Origin of the sequence: Clostridium sp. KNHs205, from assembly GCF_000702945.1 — a bacterium.
Lineage (GTDB): Bacteria > Bacillota > Clostridia > Lachnospirales > Lachnospiraceae > Anaerocolumna.
Map to the genome: position 1 here is coordinate 1,325,778 of NZ_JNLE01000003.1, position 21,747 is coordinate 1,347,524.

The following is a 21,747-nucleotide window of genomic DNA, read 5'->3' on the forward strand; positions in this document are numbered from 1 at the left end:
CAGATAAAAGGAGGAACACAGCCATGGATAAGGAGTTCGACATCAAAACCACAGAAATAAACGGTGAGATGAATCCGGCTGAAAGTGAGACTGTCTCAAAGAATTTTATTGAGCAGATTATCGAAAAAGACATCAAAGAGGGACGCTGTACCAATATAGTAACACGTTTTCCTCCTGAACCTAATGGGTACCTGCATATTGGACATGCCAAGTCCATTTTGCTGAACTACGGTTTGGCAATGAAATATGGCGGAAAATTCAATCTGCGCTTTGATGATACCAATCCCACCAAGGAAAAAACTGAGTTTGTAGAGTCTATTATAGCAGACGTTAAGTGGATTGGCGGAGATTATGAAGACAGATTATTCTTTGCATCAGATTACTTTGGACAGATGTATGAAGGTGCAGTTAAGCTGATTAAAAAGGGAAAAGCTTTTGTCTGTGATCTGACAGCAGAAGAAATGAGAGAATACAGAGGAACCTTAACCGAACCAGGCAGGGTAAGTCCTTACAGGGACAGAACCATTGAAGAGAATATGAAGCTGTTTGAAGAGATGAAAGACGGCAAATATGAAGATGGTTCCAAAGTCCTCAGGGCGAAAATAGATATGGCTTCTCCTAATATTAATATGAGAGATCCGATTATATACCGTATTGCCAGAATGACTCATCATAACACAGGGGATAAATGGTGTATCTATCCTATGTATGATTTCGCACACCCCATTGAAGATGCTATAGAAGGCGTTACCCATTCAATCTGTACTCTGGAATTTGAAGATCACAGACCATTATATGACTGGGTGGTTACAGAACTGGAATATAAGAATCCTCCAAAACAGATAGAATTTGCAAAAATGTATCTTACCAATGTTATCACCGGAAAGAGATACATAAAGAAGCTGGTAGAAGACGGAATCGTTGATGGCTGGGATGATCCAAGACTGGTATCCATCAGTGCCTTAAGAAGAAGAGGCTTTACGCCGGAATCCTTTAAGATGTTCATGGAGCTTTGCGGTGTATCTAAGAGCCAGAGCTCAGTGGACTATTCCATGTTAGAATATTGTATCAGAGAAGATTTAAAGCTTAAAAAACCTCGAGTTATGGCGGCTCTGGACCCTGTGAAGTTAATTATCACAAACTATCCCGAAGGCCAGGTGGAACAGATGGAAGTATCCAATAATCAGGAAAATGAAGAAATGGGTACGAGAATGGTTCCTTTTAGCAGAGAGCTTTATATAGACAGAGAAGATTTTAAGATAGAACCTCCGAAGAAATATTTTCGTCTGTTCCCAGGCAATGAAGTAAGACTTATGAATGCTTATTTTGTTACCTGTACAGATTATGTAACTGATGAAAATGGAGTCGTAACGGAAGTTCATGCAACCTACGACCCGGAGACCAGAAGCGGGTCCGGTTTCAGCGGCAGAAAAGTTAAGGGGACCATCCAATGGGTGGAGGCAACAACTTCTGTAAAAGCTGAGGTAAGGTTATATGAAAATATTGTCGATGAAGAGAAAGGGGTATATAATGAAGACGGAAGTCTTAATTTAAACCCCAACTCTATTACAGTATTAAGAGACTGCCGTATTGAGCAAAGTGTAAAAGGGGCACAAGCTTATGACAGTTTCCAGTTTTTAAGAAACGGATATTTTTGTGTGGACTCAAAAGATTCGACAGAAGAAAATCTGGTATTTAACAGAATTGTGTCATTAAAGAGTTCATACAAGCCTGAGTAAAGGAGGAGAGTAGTATGGCTAACATATTTTCAGGATTAGAGGAATTTGGTCTGGGTAAAATGTCCGGACTGGATGTATACGCAACAGATGAAAAAGCAAAAAAGGCAGAGCAGGGTGGCGGCGAAGAGAAGGTTCAGGTAGTGGAATCTGATTTTATCTTTGAGAAATCCTTTAATTGCCCTGTTTGTGATAAAAGCTTCAAAACCAAAACAGTAAAAACCGGTAAGGTTAAGTTAATCTCCGCTGATACGGACTTACGTCCCAAATACCAGCATATGGATTCTCTTAAATATGACGTTATTGCATGCCCTCATTGCGGTTATGCTGCACTGAACAGGTTCTATAACTATATGACCTCACCCCAGGCGAAGCTGATTAAAGAAAATATATCAGCATCCTTTAAAGGCCTGGCAGCAGAAGGCGAAGTGCTTTCTTATGATGAAGCAATTTCAAGGCATAAGCTTGCTTTGGTAAATACCATTGTAAAAAAAGGAAAAATCAGTGAAAGAGCTTATACCTGTTTAAAGACAGCCTGGCTGCTCAGAGGGAAGGCAGAATCTTTAGCTGAACAGGAACAGACAGAGGCAATCAGGAAAGAAATCAAGAATCTTCATGATGAAGAGTTTGAATTTATCAAAAATGCCTGTGATGGATTTATGGAAGCGTTCTCAAAGGAATCCTTCCCCTTATGCGGTATGGATGAGAATACCATGATGTATCTGATTGCTGACCTTGCAAGAAGAAGCGGCAGACTGGAGGAATCCAGCAGATGGATTTCAAGAGTTCTTATTTCCAGAGATGCCAATGAGCGTATTAAGTCCAAGGCAAGAGAATTAAAAGATATGCTCAAACTGGATGAAGAGAATGCATAAATGAATTTTAATTCATTTATCAAATCAAGTTTCTTCATTAAATAACCGATTCAGATGTAAACAGGTTAAAAAATAAGGTAATTTGCCCCCCGAATAAGGAAAAAATTACGAAGTTTACAGTAGTTTATTCAAATATATAGACTGACAGAACAGACCGGCGACAGGATATCTTAAGCTATTACTTATAGCTGGATATCCCGCCGCCGGTCTGTTTTGTACCTTATAGCGTACTATTGGTTTTGGTCATGGACCTTGGCAGTGCATCTTTTGAATTCTTCCAGGGCTCATTGACATAACGGTAATCAAATTTATCAATAAACCATTCCAGGTCATCTCGTACTCGTTTCATATTCTCTAAATAGACCTGATTTAATTCTTTCAAAAAGTTTTCTAACTTATCTCCGCTTAAATGATTAGGAGCTACCTCATGGAGCAGGCCGAAATGAGTGTTACAAAAACCCTTTGAAGTTTTGAATTTCTGGCGGAAAGCTTCTTCGCTGTTATATAAAGAAAATAAGGTGGTTATATATAGTTTAAAGGTATTCTCGACTTTATTGCAGATATAGCAGGAGTTTTTCAGGTTATCTGTGTATTCTTTTACGGGAGAGGCTTCCGTATTCTTTTTGAATAACCCGGGTCCCTTTACTTTTTTAAGAGATATCTGCTCCAGATCCTTTATTGTTTTATCCATATGAGTCTTTAGCATAAGCGCAAGACCCAGACGATTCTGATTCTCATACATCTTGCTAAGGTGATAATTACAGAAGCCGATTTTATCCGTTTCAGCTCTTACATCGTCCTCCATATAACTTGGGCCCATAGTAAATTCAACTGCATTATCTTCCAGGGTTTTTCGCATAAAGCAGACGGGACATTCACATTCACTGTCAAAGGCATCGTTAACCGGTATGGTGTATAATTTTTCTTTCATTTATATGCTTTTGTACTCCTTTCAATGTTAAGTTGCGGATTTATTGCATGAAACCGAGATGGTTAAAATACTTACTAAGAGTATAGCATGTGGAAAGAGATTGTACAAGCTGGTTTACTCGAGGCATATGATATTGGTTTAGAGTCAAGTCATATCATCCCGCAGCGCGTCAATAATATTTTCTTTCTTTATTTTGTTTATGGCATACAGCATTGTAATAAAAACAAGAAAGAGTACACCGCACAAGCTGATTGCCATACTGGCCCAAGGGAACACAAAACCAACATTTCCGCCGCCGGTAACCATACCCTTATAAATCAGACAGGAAAGGATACCTGAGAGAGGCAGCCCCCAAAGCATCGTCCGCGCTCCGTAGAGAGTACATTCAAAGCGCATCATCTTATTAAAATCCCGGTCAGACATCCCCACAGAACGGAGCATGGCAAATTCCTGCCTGCGCAGCTTAATATTCGTGGAAATCGTGTTAAAGACATTGGCAACTGCAATTAACGAAATCATCGCAATAAAAACAACCGAAAAAAGATTTACAATGAAAGTTATATTACGGTTTTGTTCAAGTATCTCATAGACATTGTAGAGATTATAGCCGGCAGCAAGGCTGACTCCATCAATCATGGTTTTCATGGCCGCTGTAGACTGACCAGGATTATTTGATTTAAAGGTCATACCAAGCTTTGTAGGCCTTATAGTCGCACCTAGTGCATCAAACTGGGGTTTTACCTCGTAAGGAGCAATCACCATAAGCGAGTATCCGGGCCACTCACCAGGCTGTGCAGGCAACAGATCCGGGTAGTCCTTTATAAAGGTTGCAGATATCGTTTTCGTCTGGTCTCCATTCTTTGAAGGGATCGAAAATTCCATAGGCTGTTCCTGGGTATACCAACTCCCGGGCAGTATTCCTGCCATGACCATTTTTTTATCCTGCCCGCTGTATTCCTCTGAGGACAGACCGAGGCCTTTTAACAAGTTCTGATAGACACTGTCCTCAACAAACTGAACATCTAATTGTACTTCTACCGTTTCACTTGCCCCATCATAACCGATAATTTCACCGTACTCTTCGATAAAATGGCTTGATAAATCATTTGCATTGAGCACACAGGAATAGGACGAGAGGGCCTGATAAGTGCTTTCGGTAACCCCGTCGGCAGTTTTCAGCTTGTCATAAAGCTGGAACAGATCGCTTTCCTCCATGTCCTGTGTATAGAAACAGATATCATATTCCTCAACTACCACGGATGAATTCTCCGCAATCTGATTCAGATAGGTTCCAAAGGAATTTGCCGACACAAACAACACGACACTTAAGGTAAGTGAAAGGACAATACTGCGATAACGCCGCTTGTTCCTCTTAAAGTTCTTAAGCGCAAGTATTTCTTCCAAACCATAAAGACGTTCCGTTAACTTTGATGTTCTTATGGATTGAGCATCCACCTTAACCTCATTTGTCTTGCGGATACACACCATCACAGGGGTACCGGCGGCTTTTTTTGCAGGAATATAGGCTGAAATCAGAATGGTAATCATACTGATAACTGCAGCAGCAACAAGAGCAGGAACAGACACCACCAGGGTCAACGGTACATTGCTATACATAACATTTGCGAAATTCTTTGCCACAAGAGTAAGTACCAGCCTGATACCTGGTATCCCAACTAAAATACCGATGGGAATGCCAATTAAACCAATGCAAAGCCCCTCAAACAGCACGGAATTGCGCAGCTGTTTTTCTGTGGCACCTACCGACATAAGAATTCCAAACTGATGTGTGCGTTCATTCAGTGAGATGTTGAATGAATTATAAATCAGGAATACCGAGCCGAGCATAACCAGGAAAATCAGAATACCTCCAATGGCGTACAGAAGGGTTGTAATTATCTTTTCCCCGGAAAGTCCCATGAAACGCAGTACATTATCGTTTAGAACGTAACTGTAATTGTCGGATATGCTTTTTGCATAAGAATGAACCTGATAGGGGTTCTTCAGTGTGACAAAAACTGCAAGGCTGTCCGAGGCACCTGTATCCTCTGTTGTTATTAAGGTGTATCCGGGAGCATTATACTCCTCGATTGCCGGTCGTTGGCAGATGCCGACAACCGTATATGTTCTCTCTGATGCAGTAACAAGTCTTTCATCTCCATGGGAATAGGAATCATGCTGACTGAGCTTCTGATCACCTTTCATTCGGCTGCCAACGGGGAGGGTAAGAGTGTCTCCCAACGAAATTTTTACACCACCGTTTGAGGCAATATGTGCTGGTATCACGACTTCGCTGCTGTCTTTTGGAAGTCTGCCGGAAAGCAGCTTGATGGGCAACGTATCCAGGGCCTGCTTGCTCCACCCGCTGATAAAAAGATATGGCTTGTCGGGATTATTTCCACCTTCCAAGGTAGCATAACCGATGTTCTGCAGCGCTATAGCATTTGCTACCCGGTTGTCCTCTTCCTGTTTCAGCATAAAGGAGGAATCGGTATCCGGGATTTCGATATGCCAATTGCCATATTTGGCAACAGCACCCCTTAACATATAGTTTTGCAGGGACACCGCGAAGGTAGCGTCTGCGGTAATCATAAGGGTTGAAAGAACAACTCCGACGATTGTTACGAGTGTTCTGGTACGGCTCTTTTTAAGTCCTTGCAGGGCAACTTTATGAAAGATGTTCATTAGCGTGCCACCTGCTTCTCATCCCGCACCACTTTTCCATCAGCAATTGTAATAATGCGGTTTGCCTGCAGGGCAATGTTTTCGTCGTGGGTAACCAGAAGCAGGGTCTGCCCATATTTTTTATTGCTTTCCTTCAGAAGCTTGATGATTTCCTGTCCGTTACGGCTGTCCAGGCTGCCTGTTGGCTCATCAGCAAGCATGACCGCCGGAGCGTTCATCAAAGCCCGCCCGATAGCAACACGCTGTTGCTGACCGCCTGAAAGCTGATTGGGTAAATGGGTTTTGCGGTCTTGCAGACCAAGCATTTCAAGCAGGTCATTTAGCCGCTCTGTGTTGACCTTGCGTTTGTCCATCAGAATAGGCAAGGTGATATTTTCCACTACATTTAAAGTGGGTATGAGGTTGTGGAACTGGTAAATCAGTCCGACCTGCCTTCTGCGGAAAATGGCTAGCTTTTCATTGCTTTGACTATATACATCCTGCCCCTCCAAATACACCTTTCCGCTTGTGGGCACGTCAACGCCGCCGATACTATGAAGCAGTGTGGACTTGCCTGACCCAGAGGAACCGATGATTGCGGTAAAATCCCCCTTTTCGATGGTAAGGGAAACATTGTCAAGGGCAGTAACCTGGTTTTCAACCTTGCCGTAGACCTTGTTTAGATTCTCAATTTTTAAAAACTCCATTATGTGAGTCTCCTTTCCTATATTTAACTCATATAATAGACCCTTAAGCTTACAATTCGGTGACAATCCGGTGAGAGAATCGTCACTTTGGATAACGAATGACAAATACCGCGCCACCCTGGGGATGATTTTTTGCGGTAATCGTTCCACCCTGCCTCGTTATGATCATCTTGCTGAGAGCGAGTCCAATCCCATATCCTGTAGCGTTTGTTTTACTGCCCCGGTAAAACCGGTCAAACAGGCAGGGCAGATCTTTTTTTTCAAAACCCGCACCGCTATCATGAATGGAAATCTCGGTAAATAATGGGTTATCTACACAAACAATTTCAAGCTTTCCGTTATCGCCTACACTTTCCACACAATTTTTAAGAATATTTTGAATAGCCTCTGAAAGCCAACCGGAATCTCCCTGTATCATTATCCCTTTCGGTATGTCAGTTTTCCAATCAATATTGTGAAGCTCCATTGGGATTAGTAACGGGCGAAGAGCAGCGTTTACAAGATGGTTTACATCTACCTGTTCGCATTGGAACACTACGATACCTGCGTCCAGGCGGGATAACTTTAGCAGGGAAGTGAGTAGCCAGTCCATCCGGACAAGCAATTCCTCTGTTTCACGTATAAATGCTTTCCGCTCCTTTTCATCAGGGTTATTCTCTAGCAAGGACAGAATAAGGTTTGCAGATGTGAGCGGGGTCCGAAGCTGATGGGCTATGTCGGCTAGTGATTCGGCAAGATGTTCTTTTTCTTTTTTCAATGCATCGTTCTGCTCTCGAAGGCGCAGCAGCAATTTTGTAATCTCACTATGGAGGATGGAAAGCTCACCCTCGTCCGAATCACCAATATACAGATGGTCAGCGTTATGAAGTACAAGATCGATTTGATGAGAAATCTGGGAAATGCTTTTGTACCTGGCTTTGGTAAAGGTAAAAAATGCTGTACCAAAGACGGTGGCAGAGGCAGTAGCAAGGATTCCTGATGCCATATTGATTGTAAAGCCAATTATGATAAAAACAGCAGACAACACGGAGAACAAAATGACAAACTGCCGAACCTCTCTATTCCTGAGCATATGCTTCACCCAATCGATACCCAGTACCACGAACAGTCAATATGATTTGAGGATTTACCGGGTCATCCTCTATCTTTTCCCGCAAACGTTTGATGTATACAGTCAGTGTATTATCATTGACAAACTCACCTGCCGCGTCCCACAACTCATCAAGCAGCCTGCTCCTAGTGAGGATGGTTTTGGCGTTATTTATGAACACCAGCAGCAAACGATATTCTAAGGCGGAAAGAAAAACTTCGCTGCCATTTTTTTTAACAATGCCGTTTGCTATATCAACATGTAGCTTATTAATTTGAAAATCATACTCTGAACGCCGGCCTTTTCGTAAGGCGGTTTCAATTCGTGCAATCAATTCACGTGGACGAAAAGGTTTTGTAATATAGTCTTCTGCACCAATGTTCAGACCGGTAACAACACTCGCCTCATCACCGGATGCCGTCAGAAAGATAACGGGAATATTCCATGTTTTCTTTATTTCTGTGCAAACTGTAAATCCATTTCCGTCAGGCAAGGAAATATCAACAAGCGCCAAATCAAACTTATTCCCAGTAAGCATGGCAAGAGCTTCACTCCGAGTAGAGGCATGGGCGACGGTAAAACTCTCTGAACGGAGCAGCAGGGTAAGGTTTTTAGCAATCGTTTTATCGTCTTCAACCAAGAATATCTGTTTCATTTTTGTTTATCTTCCTTTCCTGTATGTAAATCCTAAATTGATGGTTTTTTTTCGTTTTATCGTTCATACATATTACCTCCATAACTCTATCATATTTCTTTTGACGGAAATATACAAGCCGAGGCGAGCTTTTGTGTCTAGGAGTTTTTGTGATATTTAATTGCGTCTATATACCTGCAGCAGCCATCCTGGTGAGGACCTTTTCCCTTCGTTCCTCCATATCTCTGCCGTTGAACTTCTGAAGCATTAGTTCAGCAGCGATATTTCCGTCTTTCATAAACAGAACCCTGTCAGCTTTAGCCGCGACTTTCGGGTCGTGAGTCACAAGCAATATGGCTGTGCCTTCTTTGTTGATATCCACCAACAATCCCATGATTTCCTCTGCTGATTTGGAGTTGAGCGCACCGGTCGGTTCGTCGGCAAAAAGAATCTTAGGACTATTCATCAGGGCTCGGCAGATTCCGGCCCGTTGGAGCTGACCGCCCGAAACCTCCGAAGTATCCCTGCTCTCAAGCCCGTCAAGTCCCGTTTTCTTCATTAGGGTCTTCGCCTTTCGCGTAAGCTTTGCTTTATCTTTTTTGCCCTCAGTTGCAGAGGGGAGAAGGATATTATCCAAAAGATTCAGGTTTTTAAGCATTGTGGGCTGTTGAAATATAAAGCCCATTTGAGTCCGACGAATATCTGCAAGCTTGTTTTCCCGAAGCTTAGATAGTTCGGTATCTCCAAATTTAACTGATCCGCTTGTTAGCTCATCCATACCGCTGAGCACGAATAGCAGAGTGGATTTCCCGGAACCGGACGGCCCCATTACTGCGACAAATTCACCCTTTGCTATGTCCACGTTAACTTCGTTTAGTATCTTTGCCTGTTCGTTCCCCTTGCCAAAGATTTTTATAAGATTTTTACCAGTAATGATATTATTCATTATATTAAGCCTCCTTAATATGCTGTGAAATTTTTAATGCCTGGATGCTAGAAATTCCAAGCATGGTAGCAGCGACAACGCAACCTGTAAGCAGCAGAGGTGAACCGAGGTAGATAAACCAGGGATTTACTACAAAATGAAAGGTAGTTGCACCAAAGGAAGAAATGATTGCCACGCCGACAAGCTCTCCCAGTGTGTTTGCCAGAAGCGTACCGATGATTAAGCCCAGTATCAGCACAGTGATGGAGCGTGTAAGATACTGACGGCGTATATCTGCACTGGTGAAGCCCATTGCTTTCAGAATGGCGATGGGATATCGGTCTTTCGCCACCAGCATTTTAAGGAATAGTACTGTGACCAGTAGTGTTAGCAGGACGGTTACTATGGTAGCAACAACAGAAGCAATCCGGATGGCGTTTCGCATAGAGCCGAGCATCTGCCCAATGCTTTCATCGATACCGGTAACTTTTGCAAAGGGTAACTGCGCCCTGTACTGTGATACTGCTGCTTTTACACCTTGGCGGTCGCGGAAGGTAACAGCAATTCCAACGCTTAAAATATCTTCGTTCTTTGCAGCAAAAATGGCTTGTGCTGTTCGTCCGCCATTGGTGACATCAGAGTAAATCCCACAGACTGTAAGGTGCTTTTCTGCACCGTTAACAATTAAAATAATTTCATCTCCGAGGGTTTTGTTCAGGTCCTTGGCATTAAGGGCAGAGAGGGCGAGCTCTGTTTCTAGTTGTGGTGCACGGCCTTTGGAGTAGGTAATAGGAAAGACGGAATAGTCACCAATTGTCACACGCAGCTTCTCTAGCGTTCCATTGTCTGCTTTTCGGTCCAGCATCATGCCGGTGAACTTAGCATAATTTTCAACATTCTTATCCTTAGACAGCATGTCAGCAACTTCCTCTGCCTTTCCCGGTACGTCCTCTACCTGTGTTCGCATCACCCCGATATTTACGTCACAAATGCCCATACCCATGTAGGTGATAAAGTTTTCCGCAGAAATTGTGCTGCTGATATTTTGAGGCACAGCCATAAGAAAAGAGGAAATGACCAGAACCATCAACATGGTGACATACAGTTTTTTCCGGGTAAGAATATCCTTGATTCCAAGAAAGATATTCCTGGAAAAGAGCCTGTTATTACTCAGCCAGAGGTTTCTGGATGATTTCGATTTTTCCTGTGGGGCACCGAATCGAATCGCCTGTATCGCGGATATTTTACTAAAGCGCCGCAACACGCTGTTTACATACAACATGACACTCCCGCAGATTAGCATTGCCCCTAAAAGCCCCCAAAACAGGCCGGGTAGCGGGCTGCCGCTTTCACCCATGTACAATCGGATGTTTTTCATGAAAGGAGTTTGGAGCGGCAGGGAAGCCAGAAAACCCAGCCCGCAGGCTGCACCCGCAATAGCGCCGTATTTCATAAGGTAGAGCTTCTTAATCTGTGTTACCCGCATCCCAACCGCCTTCAGTACACCTATTTCCTTATAATCCTCTTCTATTTTGGTCAATAACGTAAAGCGAATACACAAAAATGCCATGAGGATCACAAGGGCTCCAATCAACATCAGCACGGAAATCATGATGCCGTCCGTAATACCATTTATCATCTTCACCTGAGTATAGGTGATAGGTGGAGGACCATTTGCCGGAAGCCCCGCACCTTGATAGGCTGCTTCGAAAGCCGGGAAGGAAATGTCTGTGCTCAGCCGGAATTCAATTAGATTCTCTAACTGCCCGAATGCACGGACTCTTTCAAAATCCGTCTGGTTCACAAGGAACCGCTTGGAGCTTACCAGTGCCGCGTTCATAACCGAATCCCGCAAAAAACCAGCGATGGTAAAGGAAATTCCGTGGATTGTCACCGTATCCCCAAGCACTGCGTTTCCTTCCTGTCTGTAATAGATGGGGACATAGATTTCACCATTTGCGGGATGGATGACATCACCATTTAAGTTAAGCAGAAAATCAAACTTCTCGCTTTGCACGCAAAGACCGTTGTCTTGTATGCTTCCGGCAAGGGTATCATCCCCGATGACAATATCTGAACCATCGATGTTGAGAAACTCCAATACCTGATAATCCTCTACGCTGTCATTCGCATCCGCGAAGCTATGTAACTGTTCCATATCTACATCGCCTGTGTGCATCTGCATGTAATGGAGCGATTTTGATGAAAGAAGCATATTGTCGATAGCGCCGAACAGGTTTAATGTCAGTGATGCAGCCAGAGCCGTAAGCATGGCAGCAATGAGGATAAACACTGTAATTGTGATGGTAATCAGCTTACTTTTACGTACATCATTCTTAATCATTTTATTATACATATATATACCCCCTTTTCTGTATATGTCTTGTGTATTCAGATTTTGTCTTAGGATTACATAGGACAAAACTATTAGCACTTATCCCTTCGTTTAACTGTGTCCGGAAGCTTTTGGAAAGCTCAGAACAAACATCTTTGTAAAAGGAGCGGGGGCATCCACTACGTAGACCTCGCCGGAGTGTTGTTCCATCACCTTTTTCACAATGGCTAGCCCAAGTCCCGTACCACTGCTGGTACTTCTTGAATCACTGCCGGAAACAAAAGGCTCGAACAGATTCCCGGCAATTGCCTCCGGGATAGCTGCTCCGGTATCGGCAATTTGAATCTGAATACTGTCTGATTCATCCGTCAGACCTATGGACAATAAGCTGCCTGTTGGGTTATGGCGGATTGCGTTTGTCAGCAGATTACTGATAGCCCGGTTGGTTTCCAAAGAATCCACCAGGTAATATACAGGTTTGTCCGGCAGCCGCAGCTCCAGGCTCATCTGCCTGCTTTCAATTTCACCAAACAAAGTGGCACAGGATGCACGAAGCAGCTCGACCAGGTCTGCCTTTTCAAAATTCATGCGGTATTGCGGTGTGCCCAACTTGGAGTAGGAAAGCAGTTGGTCAATCAATTGGTTCATCTGCCCGGCTTTCGCTTTGATTGCCAGATGGTATTCCTGTTGTTTGCCCGGGTCCTCCACCATACCATTTGCCAAGGCTCCCGCATAACCGGAAATCGTTGTCATGGGGGTTTTCAAGTCATGTGCAATATGGGAGAAAAGCTGCATCCTCTCATGTTCCATTGTCATTCGTTTTTCTTCGGAGTCTTTTAGCTTTGCTACCATATAATTGAAGGAATCCCGCATATCGCCAAATTCCGTCTCTGTTTCAAATTCCAGTCTGGTGTCCAACTGGCCCGCCGTAACCTCTTTGAAACCTTCTTCCATTTTTTGAACAGGCTCCAGGATTTTCCTGCTGATTCCGCGCCCAAAAAGGATAATTCCTATAAAATAAACGGCGACAGTGACAAGAATCCAGATAACGGAGAGCATGATTTGAAGAGGTTGTGTCCCCTCGGCCAGAGGGGAGGATGCTAGTTCCGAGAAGTTCATCCCGTTATTCCAGGTAAACAGACTGAATAAAAGCTCCAATAGCAGAAGTGTCAGTGCAATTCCGATGATGTAGCCTACAAATCTGCGCATAATGATTTTTTTGAAACTAAGCTTTTTCTTCAAGTACGCACCTCCAGACGATAACCTAAGCCTCTTACGGTTCCAATGGATACTGAGCCAAGGTCAGGAAGTTTACTGCGCAGCTTGCTGATAGCGACCATCACGGTATTGTCGTCCACAATGGCTGCCTCTTGCCATGCAGCTTCATAAATCTGCTGTTTGGTGTATACTCGGCCGGGACTTTGCATAAACAGTTTCATCATATTAAATTCCGTGGCGGTAAGAGGGATTGTCTCACTGCCATAGTGAAGGATGCAAGAGCATATATCCAAGCTAAGTTCGCCTGTTGTCAGTAAATCTGCTTCGCAGTCTACCATACTACCATTATAACGGCGTAATTGAGCTTTGATACGGGCAGTGACCTCTAAAGGGTCGAATGGCTTTGTCACATAATCGTCCGCACCAAGGTCAAGCCCCAGTATTTTTTCATGATTTTCCGTTTTGGCACTCACAACGATAATTGGAAGATTGCTGCGTTCTCTCAAACCTTTGATTAGCTGATAGCCGTTAAGCTCGGGCATCATAATGTCAATGACAGCCAAATCGATTCGCACGGATGCGGACTGTTTAAGCGCCTCCAATCCATTTTCAGCTTGTATCACAATATAGCCTTCCTTTTCTATATATAATCGCAAAAGCTCCCGAATTTCTCTCTCATCATCTACAATCAGAATAGTTTTGCTCATGGTCTCACCTCTCTTCTTTCTCATCATACCTTCGAGCCGTAAATTCATTATAGTAACCCTACCTTTCGATTAAACATGGTTAACCTTAACATTATCTTAAGATTTATCATTTCATTTATTACCTAACTCCTAAAATAATCACCCAGTAATTACCTGTTGAAACAATGACATTATATTGTTATTTACCTAAGAGGTCAACGGTGGTCTTTCTCAGATAAGCGTTTTTCCGCCCTTAACCGATTGCTTTTCTGTTAGTCATAAGATGATACTAAAAGCTGGTATTACTTTTTTGGTCTAAGACTGTCCTTTCATATAAGCCTGCAAATAAAAAGTCAATAGGAAATTGATGATTTTCTGGATTAAATTTATATTTATTTTTGGGTATGAAAAATAGACCACCGTTATCCGCTGGTCTGAAAGGATGTGGGGATTTATTATTCTGGAAGAGACATAAGATATTCTTTTACTCTTCCGTAATAGATACGCAAAAACTTATTAGCACCTGCGGTCATATAGACGTAGTAAGGTTTTCCCTGAGCACGTTTCTTGTCTATAAACGCATATACAGTATCATCCAGAGGTTTTGTTTTGACGAGACAGTCCATGACCTGAAATAAGGTTTTTCTAAGTACAGAAGAGCCTCTCTTAGAAGTAGGAATACTTTTTTGTTCATAGGTTCCCGATTCATTTACACCTGGGTCTACACCAGCAAATGCTGTAATAGCACCTTTATGAGTGAACCGTGTGACATCTCCGATTTCAGCCATAAGCTGAGGACCAAGAGATGGACCAACACCTTTCATTTCCATAACAACAGGATATTCGGGGAGTTTGGCTGCAGTTTTATTCATCAGGGTACGGAGTTCTTCCACGGTCTTAGAAGCAGTGCTTAATTGCTCTACGGCCTGTTTAACGATAAGTTTGGTTAAATCATCTTTTGGAAGTACAGGAACAAGTTCCTTTGCTGTTCCGTAGATTTCTTCAGCTTTATCTTTGCAGAAGTTGTACTTCTTGCGTTTGCACCAATGCTTATAATGGTCAACGAATGAGTTTGATGACATTTTACGAACACAGTCCACATGCCAGTATGTAGTAGCAAAATCAACCCATTTCTGACTGCCATCATTACGAGCAGGGCTGTCAAAGTAAGTATTAACACCTGGGTAAGTTTGATCTAGGATACCGATGAGGTTATTCTTCATAGCTGTTTTGTGTTTCATATAGAAACCAAACTGACGGTTCATAGTCTTTAATTGATTACGTATTTCGTCCATAAGACTATACTGTTTCAATTCAGTCCAACTGTCAAGTGTGTAACGGGCTATTTTTACAGCATCCGCTTTATCAGATTTTACTTTACGCAGGGAGTTATCTCCAAAATCTTTAGTAAGCTTAGGATTTACGGCAGTCACAAAAAGATCTGCCAGAGAAAGCTCACGAGCCAGTGGTTCGTAATAACGACCAGTGTGCTCCATAACTATGCGGGATTCACCTTCGATAGATTTGATTTGTTCAATCAAAGATTGGATGTAACCGGAAGTGTGTTTGATTTCAAATGGTGCTGAAACAATCTCACCATAAGGGCGTAGGATAGCAACCATGCTCTTGCCCTTGGATACATCAATACCTACTGCATTCATGTTCATAAATATGCACTCCTTTAGATTATTGCAATGGATAAGTACCAGTTTTACTCATTGCCTATTCAATCTACTGTGGTGTGACACGAACGTACCTGAGGCAGTTCAACCTGCATAAAACGAACGCTGCGAATGAGGAGCTGGTTATCAGTCTAATTTACGGACGCTAAGTCCAAGAAAGAGAGACGATATACCGATTGCTACCTACATTCTAACAGTTAAGCAACAAGATGGATAATTCCTTACTGGCTGTAAGGGATATTAACCATAAATACATTGTAGTAGAAAGAAGGAATAAAATTGAATATGTGGTAAATAATAGTTAAAGCGTGTTAATGAGGATTGCTATATGAGGATTATTCCTATATAATAGTAATCGTCTGGTAAAACTATAAAAAAGTGAGAAAAAATGAGATAAGAGGATTATTCAGAAGTTAAGTTTATATATTTGCCTATTTTACCTGTTTTTGAGCGGAAAGTATAGTTGCATTATAAATGCAAATTTACTAATATATGTTTATCGGTTAGCACTCATTAGAAGTGAGTGCTAATAAAACTCAAAATATGCCTTTTTAAATGAAATATTGATATCATAAGGAGGAAATGAAAATGAAATTAGTGCCTTTAGGAGACAAAGTGGTTTTAAAGCAGCTTGTTGCTGAAGAAACAACAAAATCAGGTATCGTTTTACCTGGTCAGGCAAAAGAAAAACCTCAGCAGGCGGAAGTTATTGCAGTAGGTCCCGGCGGTGTTGTGGACGGTAAAGAAGTAACAATGCAGGTTAAGGTTGGAGACAAGGTTATTTTCTCTAAATATTCCGGAACAGAGGTTAAATTAGAGGATCAGGATTACATCGTTGTAAAACAGAACGATATCGTTGCTATTGTAGAAGACTAATTATAAAAGATTTCGTATTATACAGTGCCAAAATATACTTTTGGTATGTTTTGTGTGCGGTTGTATCTAAACAGATAGGAAGTTTACGATTATTTAAGAATAATTTAGGAGGTTATTGAAATGGCAAAAGAAATTAAACATGGTGCAGAAGCCAGAGCAGCTCTGGAAAGTGGCGTTAATTTATTAGCTAATACAGTTAAAGTTACATTAGGACCTAAAGGAAGAAACGTTGTACTTGATAAATCCTACGGTGCTCCTTTAATTACAAACGATGGTGTTACCATTGCAAAGGAAATTGAATTAGAAGATGCTTTTGAGAACATGGGAGCTCAGTTAGTAAAAGAAGTTGCAACAAAGACCAATGATGTTGCAGGTGATGGTACTACTACAGCTACTGTTCTTGCACAGGCTATGATCAACGAAGGCATCAAGAACCTGGCAGCAGGCGCTAATCCTATTATCTTAAGAAAAGGTATGCAGAAAGCTACTGATACAGCAGTTGACGCTATCTTAAAAATGAGCTCCAAACTTAACGGCAAAGAGCAGATTGCAAGAGTTGCAGCTATTTCCGCTGGTGATGATTCCGTTGGTGAAATGGTAGCAGACGCTATGGAGAAAGTATCCAATGACGGTGTTATCACAATTGAAGAGTCCAAGACTATGAAGACAGAGCTTGACCTGGTAGAAGGTATGCAGTTTGACAGAGGATATATCTCTGCTTACATGGCAACTGACATGGACAAAATGGAAGCCAACTTAGACAATCCATATATCCTGATCACAGACAAGAAAATCTCCAATATTCAGGATATACTTCCTGTATTAGAGCAGATCGTTCAGTCTGGTGCAAGACTTTTAATAATCGCTGAAGATATCGAAGGCGAAGCATTAACAACCTTAATCGTTAATAAATTAAGAGGTACTTTCAGCGTTGTTGCAGTAAAAGCTCCTGGCTATGGCGACAGAAGAAAAGAAATGCTTCAGGATATCGCTGTTCTTACAGGCGGTACAGTAATTTCTGATGATTTAGGTCTTGATTTAAAAGAGACTTCACTTGATCAGTTAGGCCGTGCTAAATCTGTTAAAGTTCAGAAAGAAAACACTATCATTGTTGATGGTGAAGGACAGAAGAACAATATCGATGCAAGAATTGCTCAGATCAAAGCTCAGATTGAAGAAACAACTTCTGAATTCGATAAAGAGAAATTACAGGAAAGACTTGCTAAATTAGCAGGTGGTGTAGCTGTTATCCGTGTTGGTGCTGCTACTGAAACAGAAATGAAAGAGAAGAAACTTCGTATGGAAGATGCTCTTGCAGCTACAAGAGCAGCTGTTGAAGAAGGTATTGTAGCAGGTGGTGGTTCCGCTTATATTCATGCTTCCAAAGATGTTGCTGCATTAGCAGCTACTTTAGAAGGAGATGAGAAAACAGGTGCCAACATTATCCTGAAAGCACTGGAAGCTCCTCTTCACTGTATCGTATCCAACGCAGGTCTTGAAGGTTCCGTTGTTACCAGCAAGGTAAAAGAGAAAGAGCCCGGAGTTGGCTTTGATGCTCTGAAAGAAGCTTATGTAGATATGGTTTCTGCTGGTATCTTAGATCCTGCCAAGGTTACAAGAAGCGCTCTTCAGAACGCTACCAGCGTTGCATCAACTCTGTTAACTACAGAATCTGTAGTTGCTAATATAAAATCCAATGAGCCTGCAATGCCCGCAGGTGCCGGCGGAATGGGAATGATGTAATTTCTGTCTTATCCTGTAAATAAATATTTAATAAATACTTGAATACCAAAGGCTGTTTGAATTTCTTTTTATAAGGAGTTCAAACAGCTTTTTTAGCTGCTGATTTTCTTGAATTTTTTATAACTTTTTATAAAGATATTAGAATTATTTTGCTATTAAGGCTTTTCCTTTGTGAGTTTTTTTAGTATAATGAAATTAAAGACGTGCCGTTCGGAAAAAAAGCTGATTGGTCAGCAGCCTGTTATTATAATTATGACAAAATGTATAATAGGGTTAAGGCATAAAATAAGGTTAGGAGGCATAAAAATGAACGAGTTATATGCAGAGGCAGGAGTCAAGAGAAAGGAAACTGCTGGGACATATGCTATAAGAATATTATTAATATTTGCAGCTGTTCTGTTGTTCATTATATCATTAAGCAACCAGATCATGTTATTTGTAGCAGCTATAGTAATTGTAGGTATTTTTTATTTCTTTCCAAGACTTAGTTTGGAATATGAGTATGTATTCTGTGACGGACAGTTGGATTTTGATAAGATAATGGGTAAATCCAAGAGAAAGAATGCACTGAAAATTGATTTTGAGCAGGTAGAAGTAATGGCTCCTCAGGGTTCCCATGCGTTGGATAGCTATAATCACATTAAATGCGATGTGAAGGATTTCTCTTCCGGTAATAAGGAAGCTACCCCTTATGTAATCATTTATCGTCAGGGCGAGAAGAACTTAAAGATCTTATTTGAGCCTAATGAGAAAATGTTAAATTGCATCAAGATGAAGAATCCCAGAAAACTTGTACAGTATTAGTTTACACTTATAATTTAAGCTTTTACTTTAAGCTTTTTCTTTATCAAAAGCAAAGAAAATTAGTTACCCAGTACACAAAAGAAGTAGTACACAAAAGAATTAGGTCACAAAAGAATTAGTACACAAATATATAGGTAATATAATAAGCTTAAGAAATGTACCCGGGACTGTGTCAGTTATGACAAGGTCTTTCGGGTACTTTTTTTATGATGACATCAATTATCTTATATATAGTGTTTTTGGCGTTAAAGCCGGAAGGATTAAACTGGGATACCTGGAAACAATTATCCGGCAACTCGTTCAGAGTATATTCAAATAGAATAAAAAGGCAGGACAAAGATAGCGGAAAGCATGGAAAGGTATCTGGCGTTAAAGCCTGACTGGCAGTTTATTGAGTTTTATTTATGGAAAGAAAGGGAACTGGAAATAGAGAATATTGAAAGCCTGAATTATAAATAATATAAGTAGAAATTATCTGTTCAGTATAGAAAGACGAATGTATTTATGGAGGAGACATTGTTACCCTGGTGTATTTGTACCAAAGACAAAAACTATTTTTTCTAGTTGACAAGCATAATTTAATTCGTTATACTTTTAAAAATTAACTAAAAATAATTATTGCTAACAGAAAAGAAAGTGAGGAAAATAAGATGGGAACTATAATCGGTGAAGGCATTACCTTTGATGACGTCCTACTGGTACCAGCCTTTTCAGAAGTAATACCCAATGAAGTGGATGTTTCAACTTATCTGACTAAGACTATCAAATTAAACATACCTATGATGAGTGCTGGTATGGATACCGTAACAGAACACAGAATGGCCATTGCTATGGCAAGACAGGGTGGTATCGGTGTAATCCATAAGAATATGTCAGTTGCCAGACAAGCAGAAGAGGTTGATAAGGTTAAGCGATCCGAGAATGGTGTTATTACAGATCCTTTCTATTTGTCTCCAGAACATACATTAGAAGATGCCAATGAATTAATGGCAAGATACAGAATTTCAGGTGTTCCTATAACAGAAGGAAAGCGTCTGGTTGGTATCATTACGAACCGTGATCTTAAATTTGAGACAGACTTTTCCAAGAAAATAAAGGAAAGTATGACCTCAGAGGGCCTTATTACAGCACCTGTTGGTATTACACTTGAAGAAGCAAAGAAAATTCTTGGTACTGCAAGAAAAGAAAAACTTCCTATTGTAGATAAAGACGGTAACTTATCCGGTCTGATTACCATAAAAGATATCGAGAAGCAGATTAAATATCCTTTATCCGCTAAGGATGCCCAGGGAAGACTCTTATGTGCAGCAGCAGTTGGTGTTACTGAAAATATTCTAGAGAGAGTAGATGCATTGGTGAATGCCAAGGTAGATGCGATTGTTATAGATACAGCTCACGGACATTCCGCTAATGTACTAAGAGTTGTACGTATGGTAAGGGAGGCTTACCCCGAGCTTCAGATCATAGCAGGAAATGTTGCAACCAAAGAAGCGACGGAAGATCTGATCAAAGCCGGAGTCAATGCCGTTAAGGTTGGTATCGGACCTGGATCCATATGTACTACCAGAGTTGTTGCAGGTATTGGTGTTCCGCAGATTACAGCTATTATGGACTCCTATGCGGCAGCTAAGAAATATGATATACCTATAATCGCCGATGGAGGCATCAAATACTCCGGAGATATTACGAAAGCTATTGCAGCCGGTGCTAATCTTTGTATGATGGGAAGCATTTTTGCAGGCTGTGAAGAAAGTCCCGGAGAATTTGAATTATTCCAGGGAAGAAAATATAAGGTATACCGTGGAATGGGTTCAATTGCAGCCATGGAAAACGGCAGCAAGGACAGATATTTCCAGAGTAATGCCAAGAAACTTGTTCCGGAAGGCGTGGAAGGCCGAGTAGCATATAAAGGAAATGTAGAAGATACAGTATTCCAGTTAATGGGAGGTCTTCGTTCCGGTATGGGTTACTGCGGAACCAAGACCATTGAGAACCTAAAGCAGAACGGACGCTTTGTAAAAATTTCCGCTGCTTCCTTAAAGGAAAGCCATCCTCATGATATCCATATTACCAAAGAGGCCCCTAACTACAGTGTTGAATAAATAACCAGAAAAAAGGAAGCTTTAGTCCAGTTCGGCTGAAGCTTCCTTTTCTTTTATATATTCGAAAACATCCTCTTTCAGGGTTTCCCATTTGTCTTCATGTTCAACGTAATATAAGGGGCAGAGTTTCCCGGTAATGTCATAATGTCTTAAGATATCCTCTTCCTCCAGATTGTATTTGCTGCATAACCAGGCAGTAAGGGCAATCAGGGATTCATAAGTCTTCTTATTAAATTCTCCCGAAGCATCCGGATGGCAGCATTCTATTGAGATAGTATCAATATTTCTGTCATTGGAAGCAAAGGACATTTCATCTAAAGGAATACACTGTACGATTTCACCGTCTAATCCAATTACAAAGTGACTGCTGGCAGAGATTCTGGTCTGGGACTTAAGATTCTCAAAGTAATTTCTATTGGCTTCAGCTGAGGTGCCGGGATTAGCAGTATAATGGATTACGATACCCTTAACCTTCTTAATTGGTTCTTCCGGTCTGGAATAATCATTGGGAGTAAGGTACATCTCCGTAATGGGAGGGGGTGCAATGGTATAATAAGCGAAACCATTGGGAGCATCCCTGTGATATTTCAGTACCGATAAAATCATTATAACAACAATTGCAGCCATAAGCATGAAGAGGCTGGTAACAGCTGTAATATTTATAATTTTTCGTCTGTGTCTTTTTCTGCGGCGCTTGTCCTTGGCGTTCATAGTATAGGAGACCCTCTTTTGAAAGTTA

General features: G+C 41.4%; 17 protein-coding genes. 6 read left to right on the forward strand and 11 right to left on the reverse strand.

Annotation, left to right across the window (positions count from 1 at the left end):
• The first annotated feature begins 23 nt into the window (after positions 1 to 23).
• Complete coding sequence (locus tag BR73_RS0105805) at positions 24 to 1,739, forward strand: glutamine--tRNA ligase/YqeY domain fusion protein (protein WP_347463197.1); 1,716 nt, start codon at positions 24 to 26, stop codon at positions 1,737 to 1,739.
• 14 nt (positions 1,740 to 1,753) lie between these two features.
• Positions 1,754 to 2,611, forward strand: a complete 858-nt coding sequence (locus BR73_RS0105810) for a DUF2225 domain-containing protein (protein ID WP_033164758.1) — start codon at positions 1,754 to 1,756, stop codon at positions 2,609 to 2,611.
• 220 nt (positions 2,612 to 2,831) lie between these two features.
• Here the strand turns inward: BR73_RS0105810 and BR73_RS0105815 are convergent, their stop codons facing one another.
• From BR73_RS0105815 to BR73_RS0105860, 10 genes are all read right to left on the reverse strand, one after another.
• Positions 2,832 to 3,542 (reverse strand): DUF6062 family protein, encoded by a 711-nt coding sequence (locus tag BR73_RS0105815; protein ID WP_033164759.1) that lies wholly within the window; start codon positions 3,540 to 3,542, stop codon positions 2,832 to 2,834.
• A gap of 144 nt (positions 3,543 to 3,686) precedes the next feature.
• Positions 3,687 to 6,227, reverse strand: coding sequence for an ABC transporter permease (locus BR73_RS0105820; RefSeq protein WP_033164760.1), 2,541 nt, complete (start codon positions 6,225 to 6,227; stop codon positions 3,687 to 3,689).
• Positions 6,227 to 6,913 carry an ABC transporter ATP-binding protein gene (locus tag BR73_RS0105825; RefSeq protein WP_033164761.1) on the reverse strand — a complete coding sequence of 229 codons (687 nt, stop codon included), beginning with the start codon at positions 6,911 to 6,913 and terminating at the stop codon, positions 6,227 to 6,229. Before BR73_RS0105825 ends, BR73_RS0105820 begins: the two co-directional genes overlap by 1 nt.
• 82 nt (positions 6,914 to 6,995) lie before the next feature.
• Complete coding sequence (locus BR73_RS0105830; protein WP_033164762.1) at positions 6,996 to 7,985, reverse strand: HAMP domain-containing sensor histidine kinase; 990 nt, start codon at positions 7,983 to 7,985, stop codon at positions 6,996 to 6,998.
• A complete protein-coding gene (locus BR73_RS0105835; RefSeq protein ID WP_033164763.1) occupies positions 7,972 to 8,658 on the reverse strand; it encodes a response regulator transcription factor in 687 nt (228 codons plus the stop codon). The genes BR73_RS0105830 and BR73_RS0105835 overlap by 14 nt, the downstream gene beginning before the upstream one ends.
• Before the next feature lie 166 nt (positions 8,659 to 8,824).
• Positions 8,825 to 9,583: an ABC transporter ATP-binding protein gene (locus tag BR73_RS0105840; protein ID WP_033164764.1), complete on the reverse strand. Its 759-nt coding sequence runs from the start codon at positions 9,581 to 9,583 to the stop codon at positions 8,825 to 8,827.
• A gap of 4 nt (positions 9,584 to 9,587) precedes the next feature.
• Positions 9,588 to 11,996, reverse strand: a complete 2,409-nt coding sequence (locus BR73_RS0105845) for an ABC transporter permease (RefSeq protein ID WP_242860631.1) — start codon at positions 11,994 to 11,996, stop codon at positions 9,588 to 9,590.
• A gap of 12 nt (positions 11,997 to 12,008) precedes the next feature.
• Positions 12,009 to 13,139 (reverse strand): HAMP domain-containing sensor histidine kinase, encoded by a 1,131-nt coding sequence (locus BR73_RS0105850; RefSeq protein WP_033164766.1) that lies wholly within the window; start codon positions 13,137 to 13,139, stop codon positions 12,009 to 12,011.
• Positions 13,136 to 13,822 (reverse strand): response regulator transcription factor, encoded by a 687-nt coding sequence (locus BR73_RS0105855; protein ID WP_033167130.1) that lies wholly within the window; start codon positions 13,820 to 13,822, stop codon positions 13,136 to 13,138. Before BR73_RS0105855 ends, BR73_RS0105850 begins: the two co-directional genes overlap by 4 nt.
• 434 nt (positions 13,823 to 14,256) lie before the next feature.
• Positions 14,257 to 15,462, reverse strand: a complete 1,206-nt coding sequence (locus tag BR73_RS0105860) for an IS110 family transposase (protein WP_197032690.1) — start codon at positions 15,460 to 15,462, stop codon at positions 14,257 to 14,259.
• 609 nt (positions 15,463 to 16,071) lie between these two features.
• On the opposite strand from BR73_RS0105860, the gene BR73_RS0105865 reads away from it, so the two are divergent.
• The 4 genes from BR73_RS0105865 to guaB all read left to right on the forward strand — a co-directional run bounded on the left by BR73_RS0105865 (position 16,072) and on the right by guaB (position 21,008).
• A complete protein-coding gene (locus BR73_RS0105865) occupies positions 16,072 to 16,359 on the forward strand; it encodes a co-chaperone GroES (RefSeq protein WP_033164768.1) in 288 nt (95 codons plus the stop codon).
• Positions 16,360 to 16,479: 120 nt separating this feature from the next.
• A complete protein-coding gene (gene groL / locus BR73_RS0105870) occupies positions 16,480 to 18,102 on the forward strand; it encodes a chaperonin GroEL (RefSeq protein ID WP_033164769.1) in 1,623 nt (540 codons plus the stop codon).
• Between the two features lie 306 nt (positions 18,103 to 18,408).
• A complete protein-coding gene (locus BR73_RS0105875) occupies positions 18,409 to 18,906 on the forward strand; it encodes a DUF6106 family protein (protein WP_033164770.1) in 498 nt (165 codons plus the stop codon).
• Positions 18,907 to 19,556: 650 nt separating this feature from the next.
• A complete protein-coding gene (gene guaB / locus BR73_RS0105880; protein WP_033164771.1) occupies positions 19,557 to 21,008 on the forward strand; it encodes an IMP dehydrogenase in 1,452 nt (483 codons plus the stop codon).
• Between the two features lie 21 nt (positions 21,009 to 21,029).
• On the opposite strand, the gene BR73_RS0105885 is transcribed toward guaB, so the two are convergent.
• Positions 21,030 to 21,719: a peptidoglycan recognition family protein gene (locus tag BR73_RS0105885; protein ID WP_033164772.1), complete on the reverse strand. Its 690-nt coding sequence runs from the start codon at positions 21,717 to 21,719 to the stop codon at positions 21,030 to 21,032.
• Between the last annotated feature and the right edge of the window lie 28 nt (positions 21,720 to 21,747).

Bases quoted from the DNA above. Each gene is read 5' to 3' on its own strand.
- BR73_RS0105805 (WP_347463197.1), top strand. From the start codon at position 24: ATGGATAAGGAGTTCGACATCAAAACCACAGAAATAAACGGTGAGATG.
- BR73_RS0105810 (WP_033164758.1), top strand. From the start codon at position 1,754: ATGGCTAACATATTTTCAGGATTAGAGGAATTTGGTCTGGGTAAAATG.
- BR73_RS0105815 (WP_033164759.1), bottom strand. From the start codon at position 3,542: ATGAAAGAAAAATTATACACCATACCGGTTAACGATGCCTTTGACAGT.
- BR73_RS0105820 (WP_033164760.1), bottom strand. From the start codon at position 6,227: ATGAACATCTTTCATAAAGTTGCCCTGCAAGGACTTAAAAAGAGCCGT.
- BR73_RS0105825 (WP_033164761.1), bottom strand. From the start codon at position 6,913: ATGGAGTTTTTAAAAATTGAGAATCTAAACAAGGTCTACGGCAAGGTT.
- BR73_RS0105830 (WP_033164762.1), bottom strand. From the start codon at position 7,985: ATGCTCAGGAATAGAGAGGTTCGGCAGTTTGTCATTTTGTTCTCCGTG.
- BR73_RS0105835 (WP_033164763.1), bottom strand. From the start codon at position 8,658: ATGAAACAGATATTCTTGGTTGAAGACGATAAAACGATTGCTAAAAAC.
- BR73_RS0105840 (WP_033164764.1), bottom strand. From the start codon at position 9,583: ATGAATAATATCATTACTGGTAAAAATCTTATAAAAATCTTTGGCAAG.
- BR73_RS0105855 (WP_033167130.1), bottom strand. From the start codon at position 13,822: ATGAGCAAAACTATTCTGATTGTAGATGATGAGAGAGAAATTCGGGAG.
- BR73_RS0105860 (WP_197032690.1), bottom strand. From the start codon at position 15,462: ATGAATGCAGTAGGTATTGATGTATCCAAGGGCAAGAGCATGGTTGCT.
- BR73_RS0105865 (WP_033164768.1), top strand. From the start codon at position 16,072: ATGAAATTAGTGCCTTTAGGAGACAAAGTGGTTTTAAAGCAGCTTGTT.
- groL (WP_033164769.1), top strand. From the start codon at position 16,480: ATGGCAAAAGAAATTAAACATGGTGCAGAAGCCAGAGCAGCTCTGGAA.
- BR73_RS0105875 (WP_033164770.1), top strand. From the start codon at position 18,409: ATGAACGAGTTATATGCAGAGGCAGGAGTCAAGAGAAAGGAAACTGCT.
- guaB (WP_033164771.1), top strand. From the start codon at position 19,557: ATGGGAACTATAATCGGTGAAGGCATTACCTTTGATGACGTCCTACTG.
- BR73_RS0105885 (WP_033164772.1), bottom strand. From the start codon at position 21,719: ATGAACGCCAAGGACAAGCGCCGCAGAAAAAGACACAGACGAAAAATT.